General features: G+C 63.6%; 25 protein-coding genes. 19 read left to right on the plus strand and 6 right to left on the minus strand.

Annotation, left to right across the window (positions count from 1 at the left end; translation table 11 throughout):
- Nucleotide 1: 1 nt before the first annotated feature.
- From nuoI to KUW62_RS03140, 10 genes are all read left to right on the plus strand, one after another.
- Nucleotides 2-496: an NADH-quinone oxidoreductase subunit NuoI gene (nuoI, locus tag KUW62_RS03095; protein ID WP_224814055.1), complete on the plus strand. Its 495-nt coding sequence runs from the start codon at nucleotides 2-4 to the stop codon at nucleotides 494-496.
- Nucleotides 493-909, plus strand: coding sequence for a carboxymuconolactone decarboxylase family protein (locus KUW62_RS03100; RefSeq protein WP_224814056.1), 417 nt, complete (start codon nucleotides 493-495; stop codon nucleotides 907-909). The genes nuoI and KUW62_RS03100 overlap by 4 nt, the downstream gene beginning before the upstream one ends.
- Complete coding sequence (locus KUW62_RS03105; protein ID WP_224814057.1) at nucleotides 906-1,520, plus strand: NADH-quinone oxidoreductase subunit J; 615 nt, start codon at nucleotides 906-908, stop codon at nucleotides 1,518-1,520. Before KUW62_RS03100 ends, KUW62_RS03105 begins: the two co-directional genes overlap by 4 nt.
- Before the next feature lie 51 nt (nucleotides 1,521-1,571).
- Nucleotides 1,572-1,880, plus strand: coding sequence for an NADH-quinone oxidoreductase subunit NuoK (gene nuoK, locus KUW62_RS03110; protein WP_224814058.1), 309 nt, complete (start codon nucleotides 1,572-1,574; stop codon nucleotides 1,878-1,880).
- A 4-nt stretch (nucleotides 1,881-1,884) separates the two neighbouring features.
- On the plus strand, nucleotides 1,885-4,080 hold the full coding sequence (gene nuoL, locus KUW62_RS03115; RefSeq protein WP_224814059.1) for an NADH-quinone oxidoreductase subunit L: 2,196 nt from the start codon (nucleotides 1,885-1,887) through the stop codon (nucleotides 4,078-4,080).
- Between the two features lie 6 nt (nucleotides 4,081-4,086).
- Nucleotides 4,087-5,652 carry an NADH-quinone oxidoreductase subunit M gene (locus tag KUW62_RS03120; RefSeq protein WP_224814060.1) on the plus strand — a complete coding sequence of 522 codons (1,566 nt, stop codon included), beginning with the start codon at nucleotides 4,087-4,089 and terminating at the stop codon, nucleotides 5,650-5,652.
- A gap of 12 nt (nucleotides 5,653-5,664) precedes the next feature.
- Nucleotides 5,665-7,110 carry an NADH-quinone oxidoreductase subunit NuoN gene (nuoN, locus tag KUW62_RS03125; protein ID WP_224814061.1) on the plus strand — a complete coding sequence of 482 codons (1,446 nt, stop codon included), beginning with the start codon at nucleotides 5,665-5,667 and terminating at the stop codon, nucleotides 7,108-7,110.
- Nucleotide 7,111: 1 nt separating this feature from the next.
- Nucleotides 7,112-7,861 carry a biotin--[acetyl-CoA-carboxylase] ligase gene (locus KUW62_RS03130; RefSeq protein ID WP_224814062.1) on the plus strand — a complete coding sequence of 250 codons (750 nt, stop codon included), beginning with the start codon at nucleotides 7,112-7,114 and terminating at the stop codon, nucleotides 7,859-7,861.
- Nucleotides 7,862-7,977: 116 nt separating this feature from the next.
- Nucleotides 7,978-8,757, plus strand: a complete 780-nt coding sequence (locus KUW62_RS03135) for a type III pantothenate kinase (protein ID WP_224814063.1) — start codon at nucleotides 7,978-7,980, stop codon at nucleotides 8,755-8,757.
- Nucleotides 8,754-10,430: a ribonuclease J gene (locus KUW62_RS03140; protein WP_224814064.1), complete on the plus strand. Its 1,677-nt coding sequence runs from the start codon at nucleotides 8,754-8,756 to the stop codon at nucleotides 10,428-10,430. Before KUW62_RS03135 ends, KUW62_RS03140 begins: the two co-directional genes overlap by 4 nt.
- A gap of 75 nt (nucleotides 10,431-10,505) precedes the next feature.
- Here the strand turns inward: KUW62_RS03140 and KUW62_RS03145 are convergent, their stop codons facing one another.
- The 3 genes from KUW62_RS03145 to KUW62_RS03155 form a co-directional block, all read right to left on the minus strand.
- A complete protein-coding gene (locus tag KUW62_RS03145; protein WP_224817025.1) occupies nucleotides 10,506-12,380 on the minus strand; it encodes a DEAD/DEAH box helicase in 1,875 nt (624 codons plus the stop codon).
- A 145-nt stretch (nucleotides 12,381-12,525) separates the two neighbouring features.
- Nucleotides 12,526-13,008 carry a hypothetical protein gene (locus KUW62_RS03150; protein WP_224814065.1) on the minus strand — a complete coding sequence of 161 codons (483 nt, stop codon included), beginning with the start codon at nucleotides 13,006-13,008 and terminating at the stop codon, nucleotides 12,526-12,528.
- 34 nt (nucleotides 13,009-13,042) lie between these two features.
- Nucleotides 13,043-13,636, minus strand: a complete 594-nt coding sequence (locus tag KUW62_RS03155; RefSeq protein WP_224814066.1) for a hypothetical protein — start codon at nucleotides 13,634-13,636, stop codon at nucleotides 13,043-13,045.
- Nucleotides 13,637-13,755: 119 nt separating this feature from the next.
- On the opposite strand from KUW62_RS03155, the gene KUW62_RS03160 reads away from it, so the two are divergent.
- Nucleotides 13,756-14,010, plus strand: coding sequence for a hypothetical protein (locus KUW62_RS03160; protein WP_224814067.1), 255 nt, complete (start codon nucleotides 13,756-13,758; stop codon nucleotides 14,008-14,010).
- 55 nt (nucleotides 14,011-14,065) lie between these two features.
- Here the strand turns inward: KUW62_RS03160 and KUW62_RS03165 are convergent, their stop codons facing one another.
- Together KUW62_RS03165 and KUW62_RS03170 are read right to left on the minus strand one after the other, a co-directional pair.
- On the minus strand, nucleotides 14,066-15,676 hold the full coding sequence (locus KUW62_RS03165; protein WP_224814068.1) for a peptide chain release factor 3: 1,611 nt from the start codon (nucleotides 15,674-15,676) through the stop codon (nucleotides 14,066-14,068).
- A gap of 50 nt (nucleotides 15,677-15,726) precedes the next feature.
- A complete protein-coding gene (locus KUW62_RS03170; RefSeq protein ID WP_224814069.1) occupies nucleotides 15,727-16,020 on the minus strand; it encodes a hypothetical protein in 294 nt (97 codons plus the stop codon).
- Nucleotides 16,021-16,212: 192 nt separating this feature from the next.
- Here KUW62_RS03170 and KUW62_RS03175 point away from each other — a divergent pair, with 192 nt between their 5' ends.
- Nucleotides 16,213-17,355 (plus strand): VWA domain-containing protein, encoded by a 1,143-nt coding sequence (locus KUW62_RS03175; RefSeq protein ID WP_224814070.1) that lies wholly within the window; start codon nucleotides 16,213-16,215, stop codon nucleotides 17,353-17,355.
- A 122-nt stretch (nucleotides 17,356-17,477) separates the two neighbouring features.
- Nucleotides 17,478-17,855 (plus strand): SnoaL-like domain-containing protein, encoded by a 378-nt coding sequence (locus KUW62_RS03180; RefSeq protein ID WP_224814071.1) that lies wholly within the window; start codon nucleotides 17,478-17,480, stop codon nucleotides 17,853-17,855.
- Nucleotides 17,856-17,902: 47 nt separating this feature from the next.
- Here KUW62_RS03180 and KUW62_RS03185 read toward each other — a convergent pair whose 3' ends face one another.
- The gene (locus KUW62_RS03185; protein ID WP_224814072.1) at nucleotides 17,903-18,901 is read right to left on the minus strand and encodes a Hint domain-containing protein; all 999 of its coding nucleotides are present in this window, start codon (nucleotides 18,899-18,901) and stop codon (nucleotides 17,903-17,905) included.
- Between the two features lie 134 nt (nucleotides 18,902-19,035).
- Here KUW62_RS03185 and KUW62_RS03190 point away from each other — a divergent pair, with 134 nt between their 5' ends.
- From KUW62_RS03190 to tatC, 6 genes are all read left to right on the plus strand, one after another.
- Nucleotides 19,036-19,815 (plus strand): SDR family oxidoreductase, encoded by a 780-nt coding sequence (locus tag KUW62_RS03190; RefSeq protein WP_224814073.1) that lies wholly within the window; start codon nucleotides 19,036-19,038, stop codon nucleotides 19,813-19,815.
- Between the two features lie 103 nt (nucleotides 19,816-19,918).
- Complete coding sequence (locus KUW62_RS03195; protein WP_224814074.1) at nucleotides 19,919-21,046, plus strand: hypothetical protein; 1,128 nt, start codon at nucleotides 19,919-19,921, stop codon at nucleotides 21,044-21,046.
- 44 nt (nucleotides 21,047-21,090) lie between these two features.
- Complete coding sequence (locus KUW62_RS03200) at nucleotides 21,091-22,176, plus strand: ABC transporter ATP-binding protein (protein ID WP_224814075.1); 1,086 nt, start codon at nucleotides 21,091-21,093, stop codon at nucleotides 22,174-22,176.
- Between the two features lie 119 nt (nucleotides 22,177-22,295).
- Nucleotides 22,296-22,526: a twin-arginine translocase TatA/TatE family subunit gene (locus KUW62_RS03205; protein ID WP_224814076.1), complete on the plus strand. Its 231-nt coding sequence runs from the start codon at nucleotides 22,296-22,298 to the stop codon at nucleotides 22,524-22,526.
- A gap of 35 nt (nucleotides 22,527-22,561) precedes the next feature.
- Nucleotides 22,562-23,095, plus strand: coding sequence for a Sec-independent protein translocase protein TatB (gene tatB / locus KUW62_RS03210; RefSeq protein WP_224814077.1), 534 nt, complete (start codon nucleotides 22,562-22,564; stop codon nucleotides 23,093-23,095).
- The gene (tatC, locus tag KUW62_RS03215; RefSeq protein WP_224814078.1) at nucleotides 23,092-23,985 is read left to right on the plus strand and encodes a twin-arginine translocase subunit TatC; all 894 of its coding nucleotides are present in this window, start codon (nucleotides 23,092-23,094) and stop codon (nucleotides 23,983-23,985) included. Before tatB ends, tatC begins: the two co-directional genes overlap by 4 nt.

Here is a 23,985-nt window from a genome sequence, read left to right on the forward strand (position 1 = left end):
AATGACCCAGATCGACTATACCCGCGCGGCGAAATACTTCCTGTTCGTCGATTTTTTCAAAGCCTTCGGGCTCGGGCTGAAATACATGTTCTCGCCCAAGGTCACGGTGAACTACCCGCATGAAAAGGGCCCGCTGTCGCCGCGGTTCCGGGGTGAACACGCGCTTCGCCGCTATCCCAATGGGGAAGAACGCTGCATTGCGTGCAAGCTGTGCGAAGCGGTCTGCCCCGCGCAGGCCATCACCATTGATGCCGAGCCGCGCGAAGACGGCTCCCGCCGGACCACGCGCTATGACATCGACATGACGAAGTGCATCTATTGCGGCTTCTGTCAGGAGGCCTGTCCGGTCGACGCCATCGTCGAAGGCCCGAATTTCGAATTCGCCACCGAGACCCGCGAAGAGCTGTTTTACGACAAGGCGAAGCTGCTGGATAACGGCGAACGCTGGGAAGCGGCGATTGCCAAGAACCTTGAACTGGACGCGCCCTACCGATGAGTGACACGCCGCAAAACCCGTTCGAGGCCATGTTCAAGCAGGCCCAGGAAATGTCCCAGGAATGGGTCAAGTCGGTGAACCCGGCCATGGCGTCCTTCGCGCCCGGCATGGCGGCGGACAAGATGTGGCCGACCGTGCCGGCCGAGATGCTCGAAGCCTTCATGGGCAAGCAATTTAATCCCGGCGGCCTCGATGCGAAAACGCGGCTTCTGCTGACGCTTCTGGGCCTGACGATCCAGGGCGCGCTTGCGGAGGCGCAGATTCGCCTGACAGTGCGTCACGCGATGGAAGCGGGCGCGACAAGCCAGGAGGTGGCCGAAACCATCGGTCTTGCCGCCCTGTTCGGCGGTGTGCCTGCCATGACCAAGGCGATGGAACTGGCGCAAGAGGCGATCCAGGGGGACGAGGCATGACGATAGCTGATTTCACCTTCTATCTGTTCGCGCTGTCGGTCATCACCGGCGGACTCTTCACGGTCGTGTCCAAGAACCCGGTCCATTCGGTTTTGTGGCTGATCCTCGCCTTCCTCAGCGCAGCTGGCCTGTTCGTGCTGCTTGGGGCGGAATTCGTGGCGATGCTGCTTATCATCGTCTACGTGGGCGCGGTCGCGGTTCTGTTCTTGTTCGTGGTGATGATGCTGGACGTAGATTTCGCCGAGTTGAAGGCGGAAATGGCGCGATACGTGCCGCTCGGTGGGCTGATCGGGGTCGTGCTGCTGATGCAGTTGTCGCTGGCCTTCGGGGCCTGGACCTTTTCCGAAGGGATTGACGCGCGCCTTGGCAATCCGACGCCCCCCTTGGACGAGGCCCACAACACGCAGGCCCTGGGGCAGATCATCTATGACCAATATTTCCTTGTGTTCCAGCTGTCGGGGCTTGTGCTTCTGGTGGCGATGATCGGGGCCATCGTTTTGACGCTGCGCCACCGCGTGGACGTCAAACGCCAGAGCCCCGTCGCCCAGATGATGCGCGACCCGGCGACCGCGATGGAACTGAAGGACGTGAAACCGGGGCAGGGGCTTTAGGCCGCCGCTTCGCAAGAACGACAAATCGCGGGAAGCCGCGGAGGGACAGACATGACTATAGGTCTCGAACATTACCTGACGGTGGCCGCCGCGCTGTTCGTCATCGGGATTTTCGGCATCTTCCTGAACCGGAAGAATGTGATCATCATCCTGATGTCGCTGGAATTGGTGCTCCTGTCGGTGAACATCAACATGGTCGCGTTCTCGTCCTACCTGGGCGATCTGACGGGGCAGGTCTTCACGCTGTTCATCCTGACGGTCGCCGCGGCCGAGGCCGCGATCGGCCTTGCCATCCTGGTCTGTTTCTTCCGCAATCGCGGCACGGTCGACGTGGAAGCCGTCGACAACCTGAGGGGCTAGGCGCATGGAACAAATCCTTCTTTTCGCCCCCCTTGTCGGCGCACTGATCTGCGGGTTCTCCTGGCGGTTGATCGGGGAGACCGGGGCCTGTGTCGTGGCCACGCTGATGCTGGCGCTGTCATGCCTATTGTCGTGGGTCGTGTTCCTGACCTTCGACCCAAGCGCGCACGATAACGGCTATTATACCGAGAGCCTGTTCACCTGGATCGAAAGCGGCACGCTATTCACCGATTGGGCAATCCGTGTGGACCGCCTGACCGCGATCATGCTGATCGTGATCACGACCGTGTCCGCGCTCGTCCATCTGTATTCGTTCGGCTACATGGCCCATGACGAGAACTTCAAGGAGGGCGAGAGCTATCGCCCCCGGTTCTTCGCCTACCTCAGCTTTTTCACCTTCACGATGTTGATGCTGGTCACGGCGGACAACCTGTTGCAGCTGTTCTTCGGCTGGGAAGGGGTGGGCGTCGCGTCCTATCTGCTGATCGGGTTCTACTTCCGCAAACCGTCCGCGGGTGCTGCGGCGATGAAGGCGTTCATCGTGAACCGGGTCGGCGATTTCGGCTTCCTGCTTGGCATTTTTGCGATTTTCTGGATGACGGACTCGATTCAGTTCGACGTGATCCTCGCGGCCGGGGCGGACCTGGCCGAGATGTCGATCACGTTCCTGGGGATGGAGTTGGATGCGGCGGAAACCATCGCATTCCTGCTGTTCATCGGCGCGATGGGCAAGTCGGCGCAGTTGTTCCTGCACACATGGCTGCCCGACGCGATGGAAGGCCCGACGCCGGTGTCGGCCCTGATCCATGCCGCAACCATGGTCACGGCGGGCGTGTTCCTGGTCTGCCGCATGTCGCCGGTCATCGAATACGCGCCCATGGCGGGCAATTTCATAATCATCGTGGGGGCTGTCACCGCGTTTTTCGCAGCCACGGTCGGCCTTGTGCAGAACGACATCAAGCGCGTGATCGCCTATTCGACCTGCTCGCAGCTTGGCTACATGTTCGTGGCCGCCGGCGTCGGTGCCTATCCCGTCGCGATGTTCCACCTGTTCACCCACGCCTTCTTCAAGGCGATGCTGTTCCTCGGCGCGGGGTCCGTCATCCACGGAATGCACCACGAGCAGGACATGCGGAATTACGGCGGACTGCGGAAGAAGCTGCCCTACACGTTCTGGGCGATGATGATCGGAACATTGGCGATCACCGGCGTGGGCGTTCCCGTGGCGCTGTTCACCCTAGGGGGGATACCGCTTGGCTTTGCCGGGTTCCTGTCCAAGGACGCGGTGATCGAAAGCGCGTTCGCCTTCGGTCCGGGCTTGGGGGAATTTGCCTTCTGGTCGCTGGTGATCGCGGCGTGCTTCACCAGTTTCTATTCCTGGCGGCTGATGTTCCTGACCTTCTTCGGGGAGCCGCGTGGCGACAAACACACCCATGACCACGCCCATGAATCGCCCAAAACGATGCTGGCGCCGCTCGGCGTTCTCGCCCTTGGTGCGGTCCTGTCCGGCATGGTCTGGTACAACTCATTCTTCGGACACACGGACGATGTCGGTCGCTTCTTCGGCGTGCCCTATGCCGAGGCCGCGCATCACGGTGACGAAGCGCATGGGGACGAGACGCACGGGGACGAGGCGCAGGTTGTCGATGACGGCCATGGCGACGATGAAGCCCATGCCGCGGAAAGCGCGGAGGGACATGGCGAGGCGGGCGGTTACGGCGAGGAGCACCATTACAGCCTTGTCGGAGAACCTGGCGAGGGCGCGGTTCACGCAGCCCCTGATAACGATATCCTGAACGAGGCCCACGCGGTGTCTTATTGGGTGAAGACTGCGCCGTTCTTCGCGATGCTGATCGGGCTTGCCATGGCCTATCTGTTCTACATCGTGAACCCGTCCCTTCCGGGGCGTCTGGCCGCGCAGCAACGCCCACTCTACAACTTCCTGCTGAACAAGTGGTATTTCGACGAAGCCTACGAATTCCTCTTCGTTCGGCCCGCGCGGTGGCTGGGACGCTTCCTTTGGAAGGGCGGCGACGGAGCCGTGATCGACGGGGGTATCAACGGGTTGGCCATGGGGATCATCCCGTTCTTCACCCGCCAACTGAACCGGGTGCAATCCGGCTACATCTTCCATTACGCGTTCGCGATGGTGCTGGGGATCGTGATCCTCATCACCTGGGTAACGTTGAGCGCGGGGTAAGGCATCATGGACAACCTGATTTCCATCGTCACCTTCCTGCCCGCCGTGGCCGCGATCACCATGGCCGTGTTCCTGCGCGGCGATGACGAGGCCGCGCAACTGAACGCGAAACGGCTGGCAATGGCCGCAACCGGCTTCACCTTCCTGATCTCGCTGTTCCTGTTGGTGCAGTTCGATGCCGCGAATACCGGTTTCCAGCTGGTCGAGGAATCCGAGTGGCTCTTCGGCCTGCAATACCGTGTGGGCGTTGACGGCATCTCGATCCTGTTCGTGATGCTGACGACCTTCCTGATGCCCATCACGATCGCGTCCTGCTGGGGTGTGACGCACCGCGTGAAGGAATACATGATCGCGATGCTGGTGCTGGAGACGCTGATGATCGGCGTGTTCGTGGCGCTTGATCTGGTCCTGTTCTACCTGTTCTTCGAGGCCGGCCTGATCCCGATGTTCCTGATCATCGGCATCTGGGGCGGCAAGGATCGGATCTACGCGAGCTTCAAGTTCTTCCTCTACACCTTCCTCGGCTCCGTCCTGATGCTGGTGGCGATGGTCGCGATGTACGTGGATGCGGGCACGACATGCATGGGCGGCTGTGGCGAGGGCGTTCGGTCGCTGATGGACCACAACTTTGCCACTGACACAGTGAGCGTTCTGGGTTTCACCATCGTGGGCGGGATGCAGACGCTTTTGTTCCTCGCCTTCTTCGCCAGCTTCGCGGTGAAGATGCCGATGTGGCCGGTCCATACCTGGCTGCCGGACGCCCACGTGCAGGCCCCCACGGCAGGCTCCGTGATCCTGGCGGCGGTTCTGCTGAAGATGGGGGGCTACGGCTTCCTGCGCTTCAGCCTGCCGATGTTCCCGGTCGCCTCCGACCTTTTGGCGCCGCTGGTGTTGTGGATGAGCGTAATTGCCATTGTCTACACGTCCTTCGTGGCCATTGTGCAGGAGGATATGAAGAAGCTGATCGCCTATTCTTCGGTCGCGCATATGGGCTTCGTGACGATGGGCATATTCGCCGCGAACCAGAACGGCGTGGACGGGGCGATTTTCCAGATGATCAGCCACGGCTTCATCTCAGGCGCGCTCTTCCTGTGCGTCGGCGTGATCTATGACCGGATGCATACCCGCGACATCGACGCCTATGGCGGCCTTGTGGTGCGCATGCCCGCCTACGCGCTGATCTTCATGCTGTTCACCATGGCCAATGTGGGCCTGCCGGGAACGTCCGGGTTCGTGGGGGAATTCCTCACGCTCATCGGGGTCTTCCAGGTCAACACCTGGATCGGCGTCTTCGCCGCGACCGGCGTGATCCTGTCGGCCTGCTATGCCCTGTGGCTCTACCGCCGGGTCGTCTTCGGCGACCTGATCAAGGAAAGCCTCAAGACCATCTCCGACATCACCCCGCGCGAGCGCGCGATTTTCGCGCCGCTGGTCCTCATGACGATCCTGTTGGGCGTCTATCCCAGCCTCGTCACCGATGTGATCGGCCCGTCGGTCGCCGATCTTGTTGAAAATTACGACATGGCCGTGGCGGCGTTTGAACCGCACACCCACGTCGCCGAAAACCACTGAAGGACGCCCACGATGATTGGTGCTGATCTGTCCATCATGACCCCGGAAATCGTCCTGGCGCTGTTCGCCATGGCGGGCCTGATGGGGGCGGTCTACACGACCAAGGACGGCCTTGCCCCCGCGCTCACATGGGCGACTGCGATCCTGTTCGTGATCATGGCCTTCTATATCGGCGTCACGGGGAACGGCGCGCGCGAAGCGTTCGGTGGTATGTTCGTTGACGACGCGTTCAGCCGCTTTGCCAAGATCACGATCCTGCTGTCGGCCGCTGCGATTCTGATTATCAGCCAAGATTACATGTCCAAGACGGACCTTCTGCGCTTCGAATTCCCGATGCTGATCGTTCTGGCCGTGGTCGGCATGATGGTGATGGTCTCCGCCGGGGACCTTCTGGCGCTCTATATGGGGTTGGAGCTTCAGTCGCTCGCTCTCTATGTCGTGGCATCCCTGCGGCGCGACAGCGTGCGGTCCACGGAGGCCGGGTTGAAGTACTTCGTGCTCGGCGCCTTGTCCTCCGGCCTTTTGCTCTACGGCACATCGCTGACCTACGGCTTCGCGGGCACCACCCAATTCGCGGGCATCATCGAGGCCGCGGACGGAGAGCTGACGCTTGGCCTTCTGTTCGGCCTTGTCTTCATCCTTGCGGGCATGGCCTTCAAGGTCTCCGCCGCGCCGTTCCACATGTGGACACCGGATGTCTACGAAGGCTCCCCCACACCGGTCACGGCACTGTTCGCGACGGCACCGAAGGTTGCGGCGATGGCGCTGTTCGCGCGCGTGGTCCACGATGCCTTCGGGGGCGTGGTGGGCGATTGGCAGCAGATCGTCGCCTTCCTTGCCGTGTTCTCCATGTTCCTCGGTGCGATTGCCGCCATCGGGCAGACCGACCTGAAGCGCCTGATGGCCTATTCCTCGATTTCTCACATGGGGTTCGCCCTGATGGGTCTTGCCGCCGGCACGGCGCTGGGGGTCGAGGCGATGCTGATCTACATGGCGATCTACGTGGCGATGAATATCGGCACCTTCGCCTTCATCCTGACGATGGAACGGGACGGGCGACATGTAACCGACATCTCCTCGCTCAGCGCATTCGCGTCGAAGGAACCGACGAAAGCTATCGCGATCCTGATCCTGATGTTCAGCCTCGCCGGTGTGCCGCCGCTTCTTGGGTTTTTCGGCAAATACGCCGTCCTTCTGGCAGCGGTGGATGCGGGCCTTGTGTGGCTTGCGGTTGCGGGCGTCATCGCCTCGGTGATCGGTGCGTTCTACTACATCCGGATCGTCTACCTGATGTATTTCGGCGAACCGGGTGAAGGCCTCGATGGCCGCATGGGCGTGGTCCAATATGTCGGGCTTCTGGCGATGGCGGCGATCATCGTCCTGGGCGCGCTGCCGTGGATCAACCTCTTCGGGATCGAGGGATCGGCGGAGATTGCCGCCGCGATGCTGACCCGCTGATATGGCGACCTGGCCCGAAGGCGTGGGCCGCCGCATCCTGGCAGAGACCGATAGCACCATGGCGGAAGCCGCGCGGGTCGCACCCGGCCTTGCAGGCCCCGAATGGATCCTCGCGCTGCATCAGAGTGCCGCGAAGGGCAGGCGGGGCCGGGCCTGGGCCAACCCAAAGGGCAATTTCGCGGCATCGCTTGTGTTCCGCCCCACCGGTCCCGTGGAGCAGGTGGCCCTGCGCTCTTTCGCGGCCGCCACGGCCTTGCGCGCGGCGCTGGTGGAGCTTGGCGTGCCCGGGACGGCCCTGTCCTTGAAATGGCCCAATGACGTTCTCCTGAACGGCTGCAAGCTTGCCGGGATCCTACTCGAAAGCCTCGGCGATGGGCGGGGCGGGGTCAGCCACCTGATTGTCGGGATCGGCGTGAACCTGGCCTCCGCGCCTACGCCCGCGCAGGTGGAGGCTCACGCCGTCCGGCCCGTCGCGCTGGCCGATATCGGCGTGCAGGCTTCACCCGAGGCCCTTCTCGATGCCCTAGCTCCGGCCTTCGCCACGCGCGAGGCGAGCCTTTCCACCTACGGGTTCGGCCCCATCCGCAGGGAATGGCTGTCACACGCCGCGCGTTTGGGGGAGGTGATAACCGCCCGCCTGCCGAATGAGGAGGTTACGGGGACCTTCGCGGAGGTGGACGAGAGCGGAAACCTCATTCTCGACACGCCCAAGGGTCGTCGCGCCATCGCGGCGGCGGAGATATTTTTCTGACGGATGCAGCGTCCGACATGGCGGAATGGGTTGAGTGCGCCCAAAGAAATAGGGGCTACCGTCCGCGCGCGCCATAAAGCAACAATGGCAAAACGACACGACCGGGGGACGACCGAATGCTTCTATGCATTGATTGCGGCAACACCAACACCGTTTTTTCAATCTGGGACGGGGAGGCTTGGCTGTGCACCCTGCGCACGTCCACCCACCATTCCCGTACGGCGGATGCCTATTTCACCTGGTTTTCCACGCTCCTGAACCACTACAAGATCGACCCGCAGATCGACGATGTCATCATCTCCTCCACCGTGCCGCGCGTCGTGTTCAACCTGCGCGTCTTTTGTGACCGGTTCTTCAACCTCCGTCCGCTGGTGGTCGGCAAGCCCGATTGCCTGTTGCCCCACGACCCACGTGTGGATTTCGGCACCGGTGTAGGTCCCGACCGCCTGGCCAATGCGGCGGGTGCCTACGATCGGCACGGTGGCGATTGCGTCGTGGTGGATTTCGGCACGGCCACGAATTTCGACGTGGTGGCCGATGACGGGGCCTATGTCGGCGGCGTCATTGCGCCGGGCGTGAACCTGTCATTGGAAGCCTTGGCACTCGGGGCAGCCGCGCTGCCCCATGTCGACATCACCCAACCCGACAAGGTGATCGGAACCAACACGGTCGCCTGCATCCAATCCGGAGTTTTCTGGGGCTATGTCGGCCTGATCGAGGGGATCACCTCCCGGATCAAGGCGGAATACGGCAAGCCGATGAAGGTAATCGGCACCGGCGGCCTCGCCCCCTTGTTTGCGCAGGGTGAGGTGTTATTTGACACCGTCGAAGATGACCTGACGATGTATGGCCTGACCGTCATTCATAAATATAACAAGGACAACAATCCCCCATGAGTGATCGAAATCGCCTTATCTACCTCCCCGTCGGCGGCGCGGGAGAGATCGGGATGAACTGCTATGTCTACGGCTATGGGCCGGAAGGGCAGGAGCGGTTCATCATTGCCGATATCGGCGTGGCCTTCCCGGATATGGATGGCCAGCCCGGTGTGGACCTGATCCTGCCAGACGTGACCTGGTTGGAGGAGCGTCGCGACCGGATCGACGGGATCTTCATTACCCACGCCCACGAGGATCACGTGGGGGCCGTCGGCCACCTTTGGGGCCGTCTGCGCGCGCCGGTCTATTGCCGTCGCTTCACCGCGATCCACGCGATGCGGAAATTGCAGGAAGCAGGCCACGACAGCGAACAGGTGAATGTCGTCAAGGCTTACCCGGACGTCGTCGAAGTCGGCCCCTTCCGCGTGCAATTCGCACCCGTCAGCCACTCCATCCCTGAAGCCTCCGCCTTGGTGATCGAAACCGATGCGGGACGGGTGATCCATTCCGGCGATTTCAAGATCGACCGCAACCCGATGGTCGGTGAAGCCTTTGATGAGGCGATGTGGGCCGAGATCGGAGAGGCCGGCGTCCTGGCCTATATCTGCGATTCTACGAATGTCTTCAGCCGCAATCCCGGACGGTCGGAAAGCCAGCTGCCCGAGCAGATCACCGAATTGGTGAAAAACGCGCGCGGCATGATGGTGGCGACCACCTTCGCGTCCAATATCGCGCGGGTCAAAACCCTCGCTGATGCGGGCGTGGCGGCGGGCCGGTCCGTCTGCCTTATGGGCCGCGCCATGCAGCGGATGGTGAAGGCGGGCGAAGAAGCCGGCGTGCTGCATGATTTCCCCGCCACGCTCAGCCCCGAAGATGCGCTGGATGTCCCACGCGAGAACCTGATGCTGATCGTAACCGGGTCGCAAGGCGAGCGCCGCGCGGCCTCGGCCAATCTGAGCCGGGGCAAGTTCCTGGGCCACGAACTCAAGGAAGGGGATACGTTCCTTTTCTCCTCCAAGACGATCCCCGGAAACGAAGTGCCCGTCGCCCACATCCAGAACGCGCTGGCCGAGATCGGGGTGGAGATTTTCGACGATGAATCCGGGTTCTACCATGTCTCGGGTCACGCCAACCGGCCGGATCTGGAGGTTATGCACGATGTGCTGGAACCGCAAATCCTGATCCCCTGCCACGGCGAATTCCGCCATCTGCGCGAACATGCACGGCTGGCGATTTCCAAGGGGATGGCGGGCATCGTCGCACCCAACGGCGCGGTGGTGGAGCTGTCGGGCAACGCGCCGGGCGTCGTGGAGCACGTGGAAACGGGGCGCACGTATCTCGACGGCGATGCCTTCGTCGGCCAGTTCGACGGCGTGATCCGCGAGCGGATGAAAATGGCGCTGAACGGGATGGTGGTCGTGGCGCTGATCATCGACGAAAGCGATGAGGTTCTGGAGGATGCGTGGGTCGCCTTGAAAGGTCTCCCCGAAACCGGATCATCCGGCGCGCCCTTGCAGGAGCTGATCGAGGATGATCTGGCAAGCCTGCTGCCCCGGCTCGACGCAAAGGTCGTCGAGGACGATGAAAAGCTGGAAGAGGCCGTGAAGCGGGTCGCGCGCAAAGTCTGCGCGCAAGAGATCGGGAAGAAGCCGGAAGTGACATTGCTCGTTAGCCGCCTGATGGCCGACTGAAGCCTTGATCTGAAACAGAAAACGCCGCGCGGGCTGATCGGCTCGCGCGGCGTTTTCGTGTCGTCGGGGCGATGTTTACTCCGCGTCCGGCGTTTCGGTGGGCGGCTCCGCCTCGGCGGCGGGCACGTCGTCTTCCACCTTCTTCTTGCGGGTCCGACGGCGCTTGGGCTTTTCCTCGGCTTCCGGCTCGGGCGTGGCCTCTGATGCGGCCTCTGATGTTCCGTCGTTTGCCGCTGGAGCCTCATTCACCTTCTTGCGACGGCGGCGTTTCGGCTTTTCCTCTGGTGGAGGCGCGTCACTCTCTACCTGTACGTCATGCGCGGTCGTGTCCGTGGTGTCCGCTTCCGGTTCCACTTTCTTGCGGCTGCGGCGGCGCTTGGGCTTTTCGGGGGCGGCATCGGCCTCGGACGTTTCCGCCGGGAGTTCGTCCGCCGGGGCCTCATCTTCGCTCAGGTCGATCTCGCGTGCGGGCCCGCCGCGGCGTTCGTCAAAGCTCATGGAGATGAAGTCGGGCGTGAACTCGCCCATGCCAACGATCCTTGGCCCGCGATCCCGGTCGCGTCCACGGCCACGTCCGCCGCGTTCGTTCCGGTCGTTGCGCTCACCCCGTTCCCGCCGTTCGCGGCGCTGCTGTTGCTGCGGCTCAGGCTGTTCGTCCGCTTTCTCGGCGGGCGCAGGTGCGGCCTCTGCCTGCGGCGCGGGTGCTTCGTCGGCGTTGCGATTGCGGCGTCCACGGCTGCGGCGTGGCTTATCCTCGTCCGCCGGCTTGTCGTCATCGCGGCGGCGGCGCGTGTCTTGCACTTCGATCGGCGCATCGGCGCGGGGGATCGGTTGCTTGATCAGCGCCTCGATCGCTGAGAGATATTTTTCGTCCGACGGCACGCAAAGCGTGATCGCCACGCCGGTCTTGCCCGCACGCCCGGTGCGCCCGATCCGATGAACGTAGTCCTCCGCGTGGCTTGGCACGTCGTAATTGATTACATGGGACACGTTGGGAATGTCGAGCCCGCGCGCCGCCACGTCGGAGGCAACGAGGAAGGTGATGGACCCGTCGCGGAATCCGTCCAGCGTGCGCATCCGGTGCGACTGATCCAGGTCGCCGTGGATCGGCTCCGCGTTGAGCCCGTGTTTCTTCATGGATTTCGCGACGATATCCACATCGACCTTGCGGTTGCAGAAGATGATCGCGTTTGTGAACGCATCGCCTTCCGCCTCGATCGCGGCGCGGAGCATATCGCGTTTTTGTTTGGCGGCGGCGTCCCGGCGGGTCGGCTTGAACTCGATCAGGCGTTGCTCGATCGTGTCGGACGTCGTCGACTGACGCGCCACCTCGATCTTGGCCGGGTTCGACAGGAAGGTGTTCGTGATCCGCTCGATCTCGGGCGCCATGGTGGCGGAGAAAAAGAGCGTCTGACGGGTGAACGGCACAAGGCCGAAGATTCGCTCGATATCGGGGATGAACCCCATGTCGAGCATCCGGTCGGCCTCATCCACAACCATGACTTTCACGTCGTTCAGGATCAGCTTGCCGCGTTCGAAATGATCCAGCAGGCGTCCCGGCGTCGCGATCAGGACGTCGACGCCCTTGTCGATCAGCGTTTCCTGCTCCTTGAAGGACACACCACCGATCAGCAACGCCTTGGTCAGCTTCACGTATTTGGCGTAGATGTCGAAGTTCTCCGCCACCTGCGCGGCCAGTTCACGGGTCGGGCAGAGTACGAGGCTGCGCGGCATCCGCGCGCGGGCGCGGCCCCGGGCCAGCTGCGTAATCATGGGCAGGGTGAAGCTTGCCGTCTTCCCGGTGCCGGTCTGGGCGATACCCAGCACATCGCGGCCTTCCAGCGCGGGGGGAATCGCCCCTTCCTGAATGGGCGTGGGGCTTTCATAGCCCGCTTCGTCGATGGCCTTCTGGACCTTGGGATTCAGATTGAGTTCGGAAAAAGTCGTCATATGCGTCCAATCGGGCCGGGTCATGATGATCCCGGCAGGTGTGATGGAGCGCAGATGTACCAGCGCGCTCCGCGTGGATGGCATGCGCGGACCGCAGGCCTGCGGCGGACATAGGGCATTCCCGGGATGGCGTCAAACAGGGGCCTTAGTTTGCAGGTGCTTCGCGATATTCCGGCAACGCAAGGAACAGGCTGGCAGGAACGGAGATGTCGATGGGCTCAGCGCTGCCGATCAGGCGCGCGCGCAGCCCGTGTTGGCGGACTTGTGCGAACATCGCATCGCTGAGCAAGATGATGCCCAATGCGCGGTCGCGGCAATGGCCGTGGGTGCAACCATCCAACCTGCGCGACGTGCTGCGGAACGGCAATTCGATGCCGTTCGACCAAGCCTCCCGCATGTGCAGTCGGTGGACCCCGTCAGTGCGCGCGCCGATCACAAGGGCGCGCACACGCGCCCCGTCGCGGGTCGTGTCGATGACGTGGCCCATCAGCACATGGTGGGGGTGATCGGAGATCGGGATCTGCGCCGTGAACGATCCGTTTAGCCCGGTCTGGTCCGCCACAAGCGTTCCGGGTTGCGGCGCACAGGCTACAACGAACGTAAGGAGAAGGAGGGCGAGCCGGATCATACCCCGTCCTACCGCGGATATGGTTAACGGATGCCTAAGGTCGGGCGGTCGGATGCAGCACGGCGCGGTAGCCCGCGCGCAGAACGGCAATGAGGGACGGCGGCGTGAGAAGCGACGCCGTCCCCGAGTGCCGGGGAAGCGGCGGCCCGTAACCACTTGGTGCGAAAGGCAGGATTTGATCCTCCCGCACCAGCATGGGCACGCCGTCCCACAGAATGAACGCACCGTCAGGCAAGTCGTCGAGATGCATGGCATGGAGGCGTTTGTCGCGTCCATCCAGCCGCTCCGCATGGAGGATGCGATCCATCTCCGCCGCTTTCGCACCGCCCGACAGGGCCTTGAACCGATTGTATTCCGCGCGCCTGCAATAGGCACAGGGCCGGTGGCCCGCGGCCATCGCCACGGCCTCATCCAAAAAGAACAGCTCCGTCCATGTGCGCGGTTGCGCGATCGAGCGGCGGCGCCCCCGAAACTCCAGCGCGCACGTGATCCACGCCTTCGCCGCCCATTGCCGGTTCGACATTTGGCCGTCGCGATCAACGAGGATGCCACGGTTGCCGGTAAACGTGCCGCGCGCGGGGTGGGCGACGATGCGCCCGTCGGGCATGACGCGATTTCGGTGCGGCATGGAAACAATCCCGGCTTGGTCCAGAAATTATCCCAATTTCTGACAGGTTTCATCGAACAATCGGCGCGATTGATGGCGATTGTATCCCGATAAACATAACGAGCAGAAGGACGTAACGAGTGACACAGCGATTAAGCGACTTGGGCGGGCACGCCTACAACTTCGCGCAATTCCCGCGCAGCTTCGACGAAATCCCGACCTACCTGGCCAATCTTGATCCGATGACAGCGGGCCTGATCCTGTTGGCCAGCGCCTCGGCCTTCCTGGTCTGGGCCGGTTCGGACCGCGAACGCCGCGCGCGTCGTGCCCGTGCACGCTCCGGCCACAAAGTCACGCTGCCACCCCGGCAGACATGGGGCCAGAAGACGCGCTAGACGACGGGAAGGGCGGCTACAAAGCCGCCCTTCGCCAAGGCGAACGGGCCCCGGATCAGATCATCAATTCCTTGGTCGCCGACAGCGTGATGTCCGGATAATCCCGTTCCACCCTGTCGATGTCCCATTGCAGGCGCGTCAGGTAGACGGGATCGCCGTCGTTGTCGGTTGCGATATGCTGCTTGTTGGCGGCGGCGAACGCCTCCACCGCGTCCTTGGGGCCGTGGACCCAGCGGGCGGAGGTGAACTGCGACGCCTCGAACCGGACCGGCAGGCCGTATTCCAGCTCGATCCGGCTGGCGAGAACCTCGAATTGCAGCGCGCCCACGACGCCCACGATGAAGCCGGAGCCGAAGGTGGGTTTGAAGACCTTGGCCGCCCCTTCTTCGGCGAATTGCATCAGCGCCTTGTCCAGGTGCTTGGCCTTAAGCGGATCACCCGCGCGGCAGGTTTGCAGGAGCTCCGGGGCGAAGGACGGAATGCCGGTAAAGCGCAGCGCCTCGCCTTCCGTCAGGGCGTCACCGATGCGCAATTGCCCGTGGTTCGGGATACCGATGATGTCGCCCGCCCACGCCTCCTCCGCTAATTCGCGGTCGCTTGCCAGGAACATGACGGGGTTGCTGATCGCCATCGGCTTCTTGGACCGCACGTGCGTCAGCTTCATGCCGCGATTGAAATGGCCCGAAACCATGCGCACGAACGCCACGCGGTCGCGGTGTTTCGGGTCCATGTTGGCTTGCACCTTGAAGACGAACCCGGAGACTTTCGCCTCCTCCGGTGCGACTTCGCGGGGTTCGGCGTTCTGCACCTGCGGCTCCGGCCCGTACTGGGCGATGCCGTCCATCAATTCCTTTACCCCGAAGGAGTTGATGGCAGAGCCGAACCAGATCGGCGTCAGCGTGCCTTGAAGGAACGCGGCGCGGTCGAAGGCGGGCAGGAGTTCCCGCGCCATCTCGATCTCTTCGCGGAGTTTTTCCAGCATCTCCGCCGGGATGTGATCGGCCAGCGCCGGGTCGTCCAACCCGTCCAGCTTCACCGATTCCGCGACCTTGTTCCGGTCGGCCCGGTCCATCAGTTCCAAGCGGTCGTGGATCAGATCGTAGCACCCCAGGAATTCGCGCCCGACGCCGATGGGCCACGACGCCGGGGTCACGTCAATCGCCAGGTTTTCCTGGATCTCGTCGATTATCTCGAATGTGTCGCGGCTTTCGCGGTCCATCTTGTTGCAGAATGTCAGGATCGGCAGGTCGCGCAGGCGGCAGACCTCGAAGAGCTTCTGGGTCTGGCTTTCCACGCCCTTCGCGCCGTCGATCACCATGATCGCGGCATCCACGGCGGTCAGTGTCCGATACGTGTCTTCGGAGAAATCCGAGTGGCCTGGCGTGTCGACAAGGTTGAAGCGGTAATTCTCCTCCGGTCGTTGAAAATCGAACGACATGGCGGAGGCGGAGACGGAGATGCCGCGGTCCTTCTCCATCTGCATGAAGTCCGAGCGTGTGCGCCGCGCCTCTCCCTTGGCGCGGACCTGACCCGCCATCTGGATGGCACCGCCGTAAAGCAGGAATTTCTCCGTCAGCGTCGTCTTGCCTGCATCGGGATGCGAGATGATCGCGAAGGTGCGGCGACGGGCGATTTCCGGGGGCAGGGTGGGGCGATTGTCCAACATGTCGCGCGGTATAGAAGGCGCGCGGGTGCGGGACAATCGCCTTTCGTGGCTCAGTTACAGCCAAGCACGTAGCCGTTGGCGCCAAGCGGCGGGCCGGGCTCCGTCGGATCGGTGTTGATCGACCAATGCAGCGAACTGCCGGGCGGGCAGATCGACTGGTTGGCGATCCCATGGGTCACGGGACCCGTGCCGGGGCGGCGAAGATCGGCCTGGGGGCTGGCGACCTCGGCCGCCTGAACGGCGGGCAGAAGCAGCCCGGCGGTCGGTGCCCGCGTCTGGGCGGAGGCGAGAGTGGGAGCAAGCACGGCAAGCGCGCAGAGGGTCAGTTTCATGTAGTGGGTCATCGATTTGGTCCTTTCGGTGTTGCGATGAACCCGTTTCCCGCGCCCATCATCGCAACCGCGTCGGGATCTGCGTATGGTGGAATTCCGGCCTTTTCGGCAAGCATCCGCCGATCCCGCGCCGAGGGCCGTCACGACCACCGCGCTTTGCTATCATCGCCGCGACATTGCTCATGCGCCCATGGAGGATCCGCCATGCCCCGCCTTGCCCTGACCGCCGCCACGGCGCTTGCTCTGCTCTGCCTTCCCGCGACCGCGCAGGACGATGCCTTCGACCCCGATGCGGGCCTTGATGCGTTGGTGGCCGAGGCTGATTACTGGCGTTGCCTGGAATTGGTGAACCCCGGTGGCATCGCGCCGAGCAGGTCCGGCGGACAAGATGCGCGGGACGATGCACCGGTGCTAAGGCGGCTGATCCTCGCACTCGATTCCTCCGGTTCCATGGCGTCCGCGGCGGGAAACCGCACCCGCATGGACGTCGCGCGGGAGGAGGCGCTGGCCGCCCTTTCCCAAGCCCCGGACGGGGTGGAAGTGGGCCTGATCGCCTTCGGCCACCGCGGCAATAACGATGAGGCGGGCCGGCAGGAAAGCTGCGCGGGGGTGGACGTGCTCTACCCGCCCGGCGTGGTCGACCCGCCGGTCCTTGCCGCCGCTGTTGAACAGGCGCGCGCGACCGGGTGGACGCCGCTGGCAAGCGCGATCGAGATGGCAGGCAACCAGTTCCAACCCACGCAGATCGAGGGTGAGCAAGTGGTCTGGATCATTTCCGACGGGGAGGAGACCTGCGGCGGCGATCCCGTCGCGGCGGCCCGCGCCCTCCACGAAAGCGAGCTGCGCGTGGTGATCAACATCATCGGCTACGCGCTTCCCGCCGCCGAACGCGCCGCTCTTGAAGCAGTGGCGGAGGCCGGGGGCGGTATCTTCATCGGGACCGACCCCGGCACAGGTGACGGGTCCGGTGCTCTGTCCGAGATCCTCGCGGAACAGATGGATCGGCTTGGCGAAGTGGTCGACGTCTCCACATCCGCCATATCGGCGCAGATGTCGAACCTCGTGCAGGCAAACAATGCCACCACCGCGATCCGCACCTGTCTGACCAACCGCATCGTGGAGGAGCGCGCGCGGATGAGCGATCTGCTCGTCGAGGCGCGATTGGGGGATGGCGTGCCCGGTTACACCGTCGCGCAGTTGGAGGCGATGCGCACGCGGCTGGAGGCTCGTATCACCGCCGCCCGAACCATGACGGAAAGCGCGATCACACGCTTCCGGCGCGAAACCGACGACGCGAACGCCGTCATCAGCGACGTGCGCGAAACCTTTATCGAGACGCTGGACTGAAGGGCCGCAAGACGCGCACTTGGCACCACCTGTCAGCAGGGGCCAGGGTTTTCGGGTGACAGACCGCAACACCGTCGGCATGATGAGAACATTAGCGGAACACACAAAGGGAGAAGACAAAAATGGATATCAAGGAAATTGCGAAGGCGTTGGCCGATGGTTGCCGCGCCGGTGCCGCCAAGGTCCGGGAAAACCTCGACAAGCTCTACGCCGATGACGCGGTCTCGGTCGAGGCCGCCGATATGGGCGGGCAGGGCCGGGAGACGGTCGGCAAGTCAGGCATCCACGGCAAGCATGATTGGTGGGAAAGCTCGATGGAGGAACATGCGACCGACGTGGTGGGGCCATTCTATCACGGCGAAGACCAGTTCAGCCTGCTGTTCGACGTCGATGTCACGGACAAGGACAGTGGCAAGCGGATGCAGATGAAGGAAATCGGCGTCTACCACGTGAAGGACGGCAAGATCACGCGGGAGGAGTTTCACTACGCGGTCGATTGACCTGCGCGGCGGCGGTGTGCGGCAAGCACTGGTGAGATGACGCCCGCCTATTCCTTGCCCATGCCGCGCGACGCGCGCGACAGCCGTTCCACCATATCGTCGGGGCGGTCATCGTCCACTTCCAGCGCCGCGGCTTGGGCGGCGGCGGCGGATGAGCCCTTTACGGCCAGATCCTCGGGCAGAAGCGCACGGTTCTGGCCGGTGACGAGGAGGGATTCGACTGCAATCCCCTCGGCATAGATGATCTCGTGCCCGTCAAAGACAATCTGGTAGCTGTCCACGTGGCCGCCTTCTTCGCGCAGGACGGTGGTGCCGTTGATCAGGAGTTCCGCCTTGACCATGACCTCCGCCCGTCCCGCCCCCAGCTCGTCCCGGCGCTGCCAGATGAACAGGCGGTGCTGCGGGGACAGGCGCAGGTCACGGGACGTGTTGAGCGTGCCCTCGGTGATGCGCACGGGGGCGGCGGCCCCTGTGGCGCGGCGTGTCTGGAACCCGATCCATCGGATCGGCTGGGGACCGTGATCGCGGGTCAGGACCACGTCTCCGACGCTCAGATGCTCCACCGGACATTGTGCGCCGTTGGCCATCGTCAGGTGTGTTCCGGCCAGGAAACTGACGGATGCGATGTCGGCGAAGCGGTCCGGCGCGCTGGCGGTCTCGGACCCGACAAGCTCGTATTCCGTGTCGTCCTTGAGGGGTGACAGAGGCAGGATGTGCAGATGCGGCCCGTCCGCCGTGTGCCGTGTCAGCAAAAGCAGTTCGACGACCTCACCCGACGGGCCCATCAGCATGTGGCACGCGGAAATCGCCAGATCCTCCCCCGATTTTCCGACGGTGGAGCCATCGGCAACGCAGGGCGTACCATCGTCCCCGGCATCCGAAATCGACAACTTCTCCAGCCCGTGCTTGCCCGAAAGGCGGTAGATGTCGCCGGGCAATGCGTCATCCCCCAACCCGATCCCGTCGCCCGCATTGGCCCCGGCGATCACGCGCAGGGCCTCGGCCGGGTAGGTCTGGAAGCGCAGAAGGGGCGGGTGAGTGCTCATGCAGTGATCCTGTCGCGGGGCGGCGTGGAACGGTTAGACAAGCGCAGGCGCGCCCGGTCAAGGCTGGTGGGGGCGGGGGGCGACTGCTAAGCCTGCGGACAAGACAATGATTTCACGACGGGAGGGTCATCACGATGGATCTTGGGATTAAGGGGCGCACGGCGCTGGTTTGCGCGTCATCCAAGGGGCTCGGGCGCGGATGTGCCGAGCAATTGGCGGCGGCGGGCGTCGATCTGGTGCTCAACGCGCGCGGGGCCGAGGCGTTGGAGGAAACGGCGGAGGCGATCCGTGCAGAGCACGGGGTAAACGTCACGGCCATCGCCGCCGACATCGCGTCCGACGAAGGGCGGTCCAAGGTGCTGGACGCGGCCGGGGATCTGGACATCCTCGTGACCAATGCGGGAGGTCCGCCGCCGGGCATGTGGTCCGATTGGGGGCGGGAGGATTTCATTGCCGCGCTGGATGCCAACATGCTGTCGCCGATTGCCCTGATGACGGCGCTGATGCCCAAGATGATCGACCGCGGCTGGGGCCGGGTGGTCAACATCACTTCTCAGTCGGTCAAGGCACCGATCCCCCAACTGGGGCTGTCGAACGCGGCGCGGACTGGCCTGACGGGATACGTGGCGGGCACCGCACGCCAGGTCGCGCCGTTCGGGGTGAATGTGAACAACCTTCTGCCGGGCATCCACGCGACGGATCGGGCGATCCAGCTGGATGGCGGTGTGTCCCAGAAGGAAGGCATCTCCATCGACGAGGCCAAGGCACGGCGGGAGCAGACGATCCCCGCGCGGCGCTACGGGACGCGCCAGGAATTCGGCGCCATGTGCGCCTTCCTGTGTTCGGAGCATGCGGGCTTCATCGTGGGGCAGAACATCCTGTGCGACGGGGGCGCGACGGTTGCGACCATTTGAGCGTGGTTGCACGGTTGCAACCGGGGGTTAAGTATCTGGCGGGAGATGATTTTCCGATTTTTCTTAACCGAATTTTAACCAGCAGATCCTGCGAAGGACGCCTATGGCAGAGCGCTTCTCGTTGAAAGACCATTTGTTCAATGCGGAGACCATTGAGCAGTTGGCAGGGGAGTACGCGGTCCTGCCCGGCTTCGATGCGGCCGCATTTTCGGCTGCGGTGCTGAACGGTTTTCCCGAGCGTGAGCTGTTGCAGCGACTGGACTGGATCGCAGACTGTCTGGAGCCTTATCTGGCAAGCGACTTCCCGACCATGGCCGACCAGATGGAATTGGCGATGCCCGCGCGGCTGGATCCGGCCCGGCGGGACGACGATTTCGGCCAGTTCATCCATGCGGTTCCGGGCATTCTGGCCGTGCGCCACGGCCTTGAGGATCACCGGGACCGCGCGCTGGACCTGCTGGAACAGGCCACGCAGCGGTTCAGCATGGAATTCTACATCCGTCCCTTCATCAATCGTTGGCCGGAGGAGACGTTGGCGCGCCTGTCGCATTGGGCCGATCACGAAAACTACCACGTGCGTCGGCTGGTCAGCGAGGGCACGCGCCCCCGCCTGCCCTGGGCAAAGAACATCGACATCGCGCCCTTGGTGCCTCTGCCGCTGCTCGACCGGCTCCATGCCGACCCGACGCGGTTCGTCACCCGGTCCGTGGCCAATCACCTCAATGACATCAGCCGCGTGGACCCGGACACGGTGCTGGAGACCCTGGCGGGGTGGCGCAGCGCGGGGCGGCAGGACGCGAAGGAGCTGGATTGGATGACCAACCACGCCCTGCGCACCCTGATAAAGCAGGGGGAACCGCGGGCGATGGCGATGCTTGGCTTCGCCGCGGATGCGGAGGTGCGGGTGGACAGGCTGACGATCATTCCCGGCGCGCCGAAGATCGGGGACAAGGTGGCAGTGGAGATCGTGCTGTCGGCCCCCGACGACACGCCGGTTCTGGTAGATTACGCGATCCGGTTCACTCGCCCGTCGGGGGCCGTCAGCGACAAGGTCTTCAAGGTCAAGCAGGGGACGGTCAGGTCGGACAGGCCGCTGCAGCTGAAGAAAACCCAAGTGTTCAAGGGCGATGCGACGACCTATGCGCTGGTTCCGGGGCCGCATCGCCTGTCGCTGATGGTCAATGGCGTGGTGCGCGCGACGCTCGACTTCGATCTTGGCCCAACGGCGTGAACCTGTTACCTCCCTAATCCGATTGAAACGATCAGGTACGCCCCTTGTCCGCCGCGCCCCCCCGCCTTCAGCTTGACCATGTCTGCTGCCATTTCGATGGGCGGGAGGTGTTGTGCGGTGTCGACCTGACGGTGCGCGCGGGGGAAGTCCTGTGCCTTCTGGGCCCCTCGGGTTGTGGCAAATCCACGACCCTGCGCCTGATTGCGGGGATCGAGCGGCGCAGCCGGGGCGTGATCCGTGCCGATGGCGAGGTTCTGTCGGATGACGGTATCCATGTCGCCCCCGAGGCGCGGGGAATCGGCCTGATTTTCCAGGATTTCGCCTTGTTTCCGCATCTGAGCGTTGCGCAGAACATCGGGTTCGGCCTGCGCGGATCGAAGGCGGAGGTTGCGGCACGGGTGAACGAATTGCTCGACCGGGTGGATTTGAAGGGCTACGGCGACACGCCGCCGCACATGCTGTCGGGTGGGGAGCAACAGCGTGTCGCGCTGGCCCGTGCGCTGGCGCCGCGTCCTCGGATCATGCTGATGGACGAGCCGTTTTCCGGCCTCGACAACCGGCTGCGCGACGGCATCCGCGATGAAACGCTGGCGCTTTTGAAGGAGGAGGGCACCGCGGTCGTCCTTGTCACGCACGAGCCGGAAGAGGCGATGCGCATGGCCGACCAGATCGCCCTGATGCGCGATGGCGGGGTGGTGCAGGTCGGCGCGCCCTACAACATCTACCACGCGCCATGTGACAAGGATGCGGCAGCGTTTTTCAGTGATGTCAATGTGATACGAGGCGAAGTTCACGGCGCGTTGACGGAAACCGCATTCGGCCAGTTCCTTGCGCCCGGCGTGCCGGACGGAACACCGGTCGACATCGTGTTCCGCCCCCAGCACGTCAAGATCGACTTCGACCGGGGCGGGCGCGGCCCGAACCCGACCCCCATCGACGGTGTTCCCGCGCGCGGCGTGGTCAAACGCGCGCGTTTCATGGGCCACGAGAGCCTGGTGGAGTTCCAGATGGATTTTGACGGCGGCACGTTGAAGGCCACGGTGCCTGCCGTGTTTCTGCCCGAACCGGGCACGCCCCTGTGGCTGACGATCCGTCGGGATCGCTGTTTTGTGTTCGCAAACGCCGCCTGAACCGATTGTTTTGCGTTTTTGGGCTTTGATCCGGGCGTCCAAGACCATACCTATGCATCTGGAATGAATGAACGGGGCCGCGCACGTCCAGACGCGCGGCACACCGGAGGGAGAACAACATGCTCAACAATATCGGACCAGCCGGTCTTATCCTGATCGCGGTCGTCGTCCTTGTGCTGTTTGGCCGGGGCAAGATCGCGGGCCTTATGGGGGAAGTCGGCAAAGGCATCACGGCCTTCAAGAATGGCGTCAAGCAGCCCGATGGCGAGATCGAGGATGGCACGGCCGCCGACGTGGCTGATGCGCGCGATGTCACGCCGGAAGAGCGGACCGAGCGCGACAACGCCTGAGCCCACGGATAACGACGGCAAGGGGCGTTCGGCGTATGCCTGATATCGGCTGGATGGAACTGATGGTGATCGGGATCGTGGCGTTGATCGTCGTCGGTCCCAAAGACCTGCCGAAACTGTTCCAGAAGCTGGGGCAGATGACGGGCCGGGTGCGGGCGATGGCCAAGGATTTCTCCAACGCGATGAACGACGCCGCGAACGAGACGGGCATGAGCGATCTGAACCGCGATCTGCGCGCGGCGGGCAAGTTCACCAACCCCAAGGCCATGGCCAAGGATATGATGGGCGATGTGTTGGACGACATCGACCCAACGAAGTTCGAGGAAGGGTCCGAGACCCGCATCATCGCCGAGAAGAAAGCAGTCTCCCAGGCCGAGGCGCGCGCCCGTGCCGCGGAGATGCGCGCCGCGCGGGCTGCCCGAGATGCGGAGGCCGCGGAGATCAGCGGTGAGCCCGAAGAGACCCCGGCATCCGCCGATCCCGGACCCGCCGCCGTGGAAGCGCCCGCGCCGGCCCCGGAGCCCGCATCCGGAGAGCCAGCCCCCGAACGCCAGGCGGAGCGGTCATGACCCAGGCCGACAGCCAGACCGATGCCCTGCCCGAAGAGGATGGGCTGGAGGACAGCGCCGCGCCGCTCGTGGAACACCTCGCGGAATTGCGCACGCGCCTGATCCGGTCGGTCCTGGCCTTCATCATCTGCATGATCGCGATGTTCACGGTGGCCGAGCCGATCCTGAACTTCATTTCGCAACCGCTGGCCAATGTGTTGCGAGACCGGGGCGAGGATGCGCGGCTGATCTTCACCGCCCCGCAGGAGAAGTTTTTCGTCCTGATCCGGATCTCCATCATCATGGGTTTCGCGCTCGCCTTCCCGGTGATCGCGCATCAATTGTGGCGCTTCGTGGCGCCCGGTCTCTACAAGTCCGAGAAGAACGCGATCCTGCCGTTTCTCGTCGCCTCGCCCGTCCTGTTCCTGATCGGCGCATCTTTTGCCCATTACGTGGTGACGCCGCTGGCGATGAACTTCTTCATCGGGTTCTCCGACGCGATCCCGGCCCTGGCCAACCTGATCGCGGGCGATGGCACGTTCGAGAACCCGAATTCTGATGCGGAGTTGCAGACGGTGTTCCTGGGTTCGGTCAAGGAATCCCTCGACCTGGCGTTGAAATTCATCTTCGCCTTTGGCCTGTGCTTCCAGTTGCCCGTCCTTCTGACCCTGATGGGCAAGGCCGGGCTGGTGACGGCGCGGGGGCTGGGGGATGTGCGGAAATGGGCCGTGGTCGGCATCCTGACGCTGGCCGCCCTGGTCACGCCGCCCGATGTCATCACGCAAGTCATCCTTTTCACCGTGGTCTATGGCCTGTACGAGATTTCCATCCAGCTGGTCCGCATGGTGGAGGCGCAGCGCAACCGCCGCCTGCGCGCCGAAGGCATCCTCGACGAAGGTGAGGAGCTGTAG

Origin of the sequence: Hasllibacter sp. MH4015, assembly GCF_020177575.1 — a bacterium.
Lineage (GTDB): Bacteria > Pseudomonadota > Alphaproteobacteria > Rhodobacterales > Rhodobacteraceae > Gymnodinialimonas.

What these genes read in the sequence shown, in the direction of transcription:
- nuoI (WP_224814055.1), top strand. Translation starts at nt 2, where the DNA reads ATGACCCAGATCGACTATACCCGCGCGGCGAAATACTTCCTGTTCGTC.
- KUW62_RS03100 (WP_224814056.1), top strand. Translation starts at nt 493, where the DNA reads ATGAGTGACACGCCGCAAAACCCGTTCGAGGCCATGTTCAAGCAGGCC.
- KUW62_RS03105 (WP_224814057.1), top strand. Translation starts at nt 906, where the DNA reads ATGACGATAGCTGATTTCACCTTCTATCTGTTCGCGCTGTCGGTCATC.
- nuoK (WP_224814058.1), top strand. Translation starts at nt 1,572, where the DNA reads ATGACTATAGGTCTCGAACATTACCTGACGGTGGCCGCCGCGCTGTTC.
- nuoL (WP_224814059.1), top strand. Translation starts at nt 1,885, where the DNA reads ATGGAACAAATCCTTCTTTTCGCCCCCCTTGTCGGCGCACTGATCTGC.
- KUW62_RS03120 (WP_224814060.1), top strand. Translation starts at nt 4,087, where the DNA reads ATGGACAACCTGATTTCCATCGTCACCTTCCTGCCCGCCGTGGCCGCG.
- nuoN (WP_224814061.1), top strand. Translation starts at nt 5,665, where the DNA reads ATGATTGGTGCTGATCTGTCCATCATGACCCCGGAAATCGTCCTGGCG.
- KUW62_RS03130 (WP_224814062.1), top strand. Translation starts at nt 7,112, where the DNA reads ATGGCGACCTGGCCCGAAGGCGTGGGCCGCCGCATCCTGGCAGAGACC.
- KUW62_RS03135 (WP_224814063.1), top strand. Translation starts at nt 7,978, where the DNA reads ATGCTTCTATGCATTGATTGCGGCAACACCAACACCGTTTTTTCAATC.
- KUW62_RS03140 (WP_224814064.1), top strand. Translation starts at nt 8,754, where the DNA reads ATGAGTGATCGAAATCGCCTTATCTACCTCCCCGTCGGCGGCGCGGGA.
- KUW62_RS03145 (WP_224817025.1), bottom strand. Translation starts at nt 12,380, where the DNA reads ATGACGACTTTTTCCGAACTCAATCTGAATCCCAAGGTCCAGAAGGCC.
- KUW62_RS03150 (WP_224814065.1), bottom strand. Translation starts at nt 13,008, where the DNA reads ATGATCCGGCTCGCCCTCCTTCTCCTTACGTTCGTTGTAGCCTGTGCG.
- KUW62_RS03155 (WP_224814066.1), bottom strand. Translation starts at nt 13,636, where the DNA reads ATGCCGCACCGAAATCGCGTCATGCCCGACGGGCGCATCGTCGCCCAC.
- KUW62_RS03165 (WP_224814068.1), bottom strand. Translation starts at nt 15,676, where the DNA reads ATGTTGGACAATCGCCCCACCCTGCCCCCGGAAATCGCCCGTCGCCGC.
- KUW62_RS03170 (WP_224814069.1), bottom strand. Translation starts at nt 16,020, where the DNA reads ATGACCCACTACATGAAACTGACCCTCTGCGCGCTTGCCGTGCTTGCT.
- KUW62_RS03175 (WP_224814070.1), top strand. Translation starts at nt 16,213, where the DNA reads ATGCCCCGCCTTGCCCTGACCGCCGCCACGGCGCTTGCTCTGCTCTGC.
- KUW62_RS03180 (WP_224814071.1), top strand. Translation starts at nt 17,478, where the DNA reads ATGGATATCAAGGAAATTGCGAAGGCGTTGGCCGATGGTTGCCGCGCC.
- KUW62_RS03185 (WP_224814072.1), bottom strand. Translation starts at nt 18,901, where the DNA reads ATGAGCACTCACCCGCCCCTTCTGCGCTTCCAGACCTACCCGGCCGAG.
- KUW62_RS03190 (WP_224814073.1), top strand. Translation starts at nt 19,036, where the DNA reads ATGGATCTTGGGATTAAGGGGCGCACGGCGCTGGTTTGCGCGTCATCC.
- KUW62_RS03195 (WP_224814074.1), top strand. Translation starts at nt 19,919, where the DNA reads ATGGCAGAGCGCTTCTCGTTGAAAGACCATTTGTTCAATGCGGAGACC.
- KUW62_RS03205 (WP_224814076.1), top strand. Translation starts at nt 22,296, where the DNA reads ATGCTCAACAATATCGGACCAGCCGGTCTTATCCTGATCGCGGTCGTC.
- tatB (WP_224814077.1), top strand. Translation starts at nt 22,562, where the DNA reads ATGCCTGATATCGGCTGGATGGAACTGATGGTGATCGGGATCGTGGCG.
- tatC (WP_224814078.1), top strand. Translation starts at nt 23,092, where the DNA reads ATGACCCAGGCCGACAGCCAGACCGATGCCCTGCCCGAAGAGGATGGG.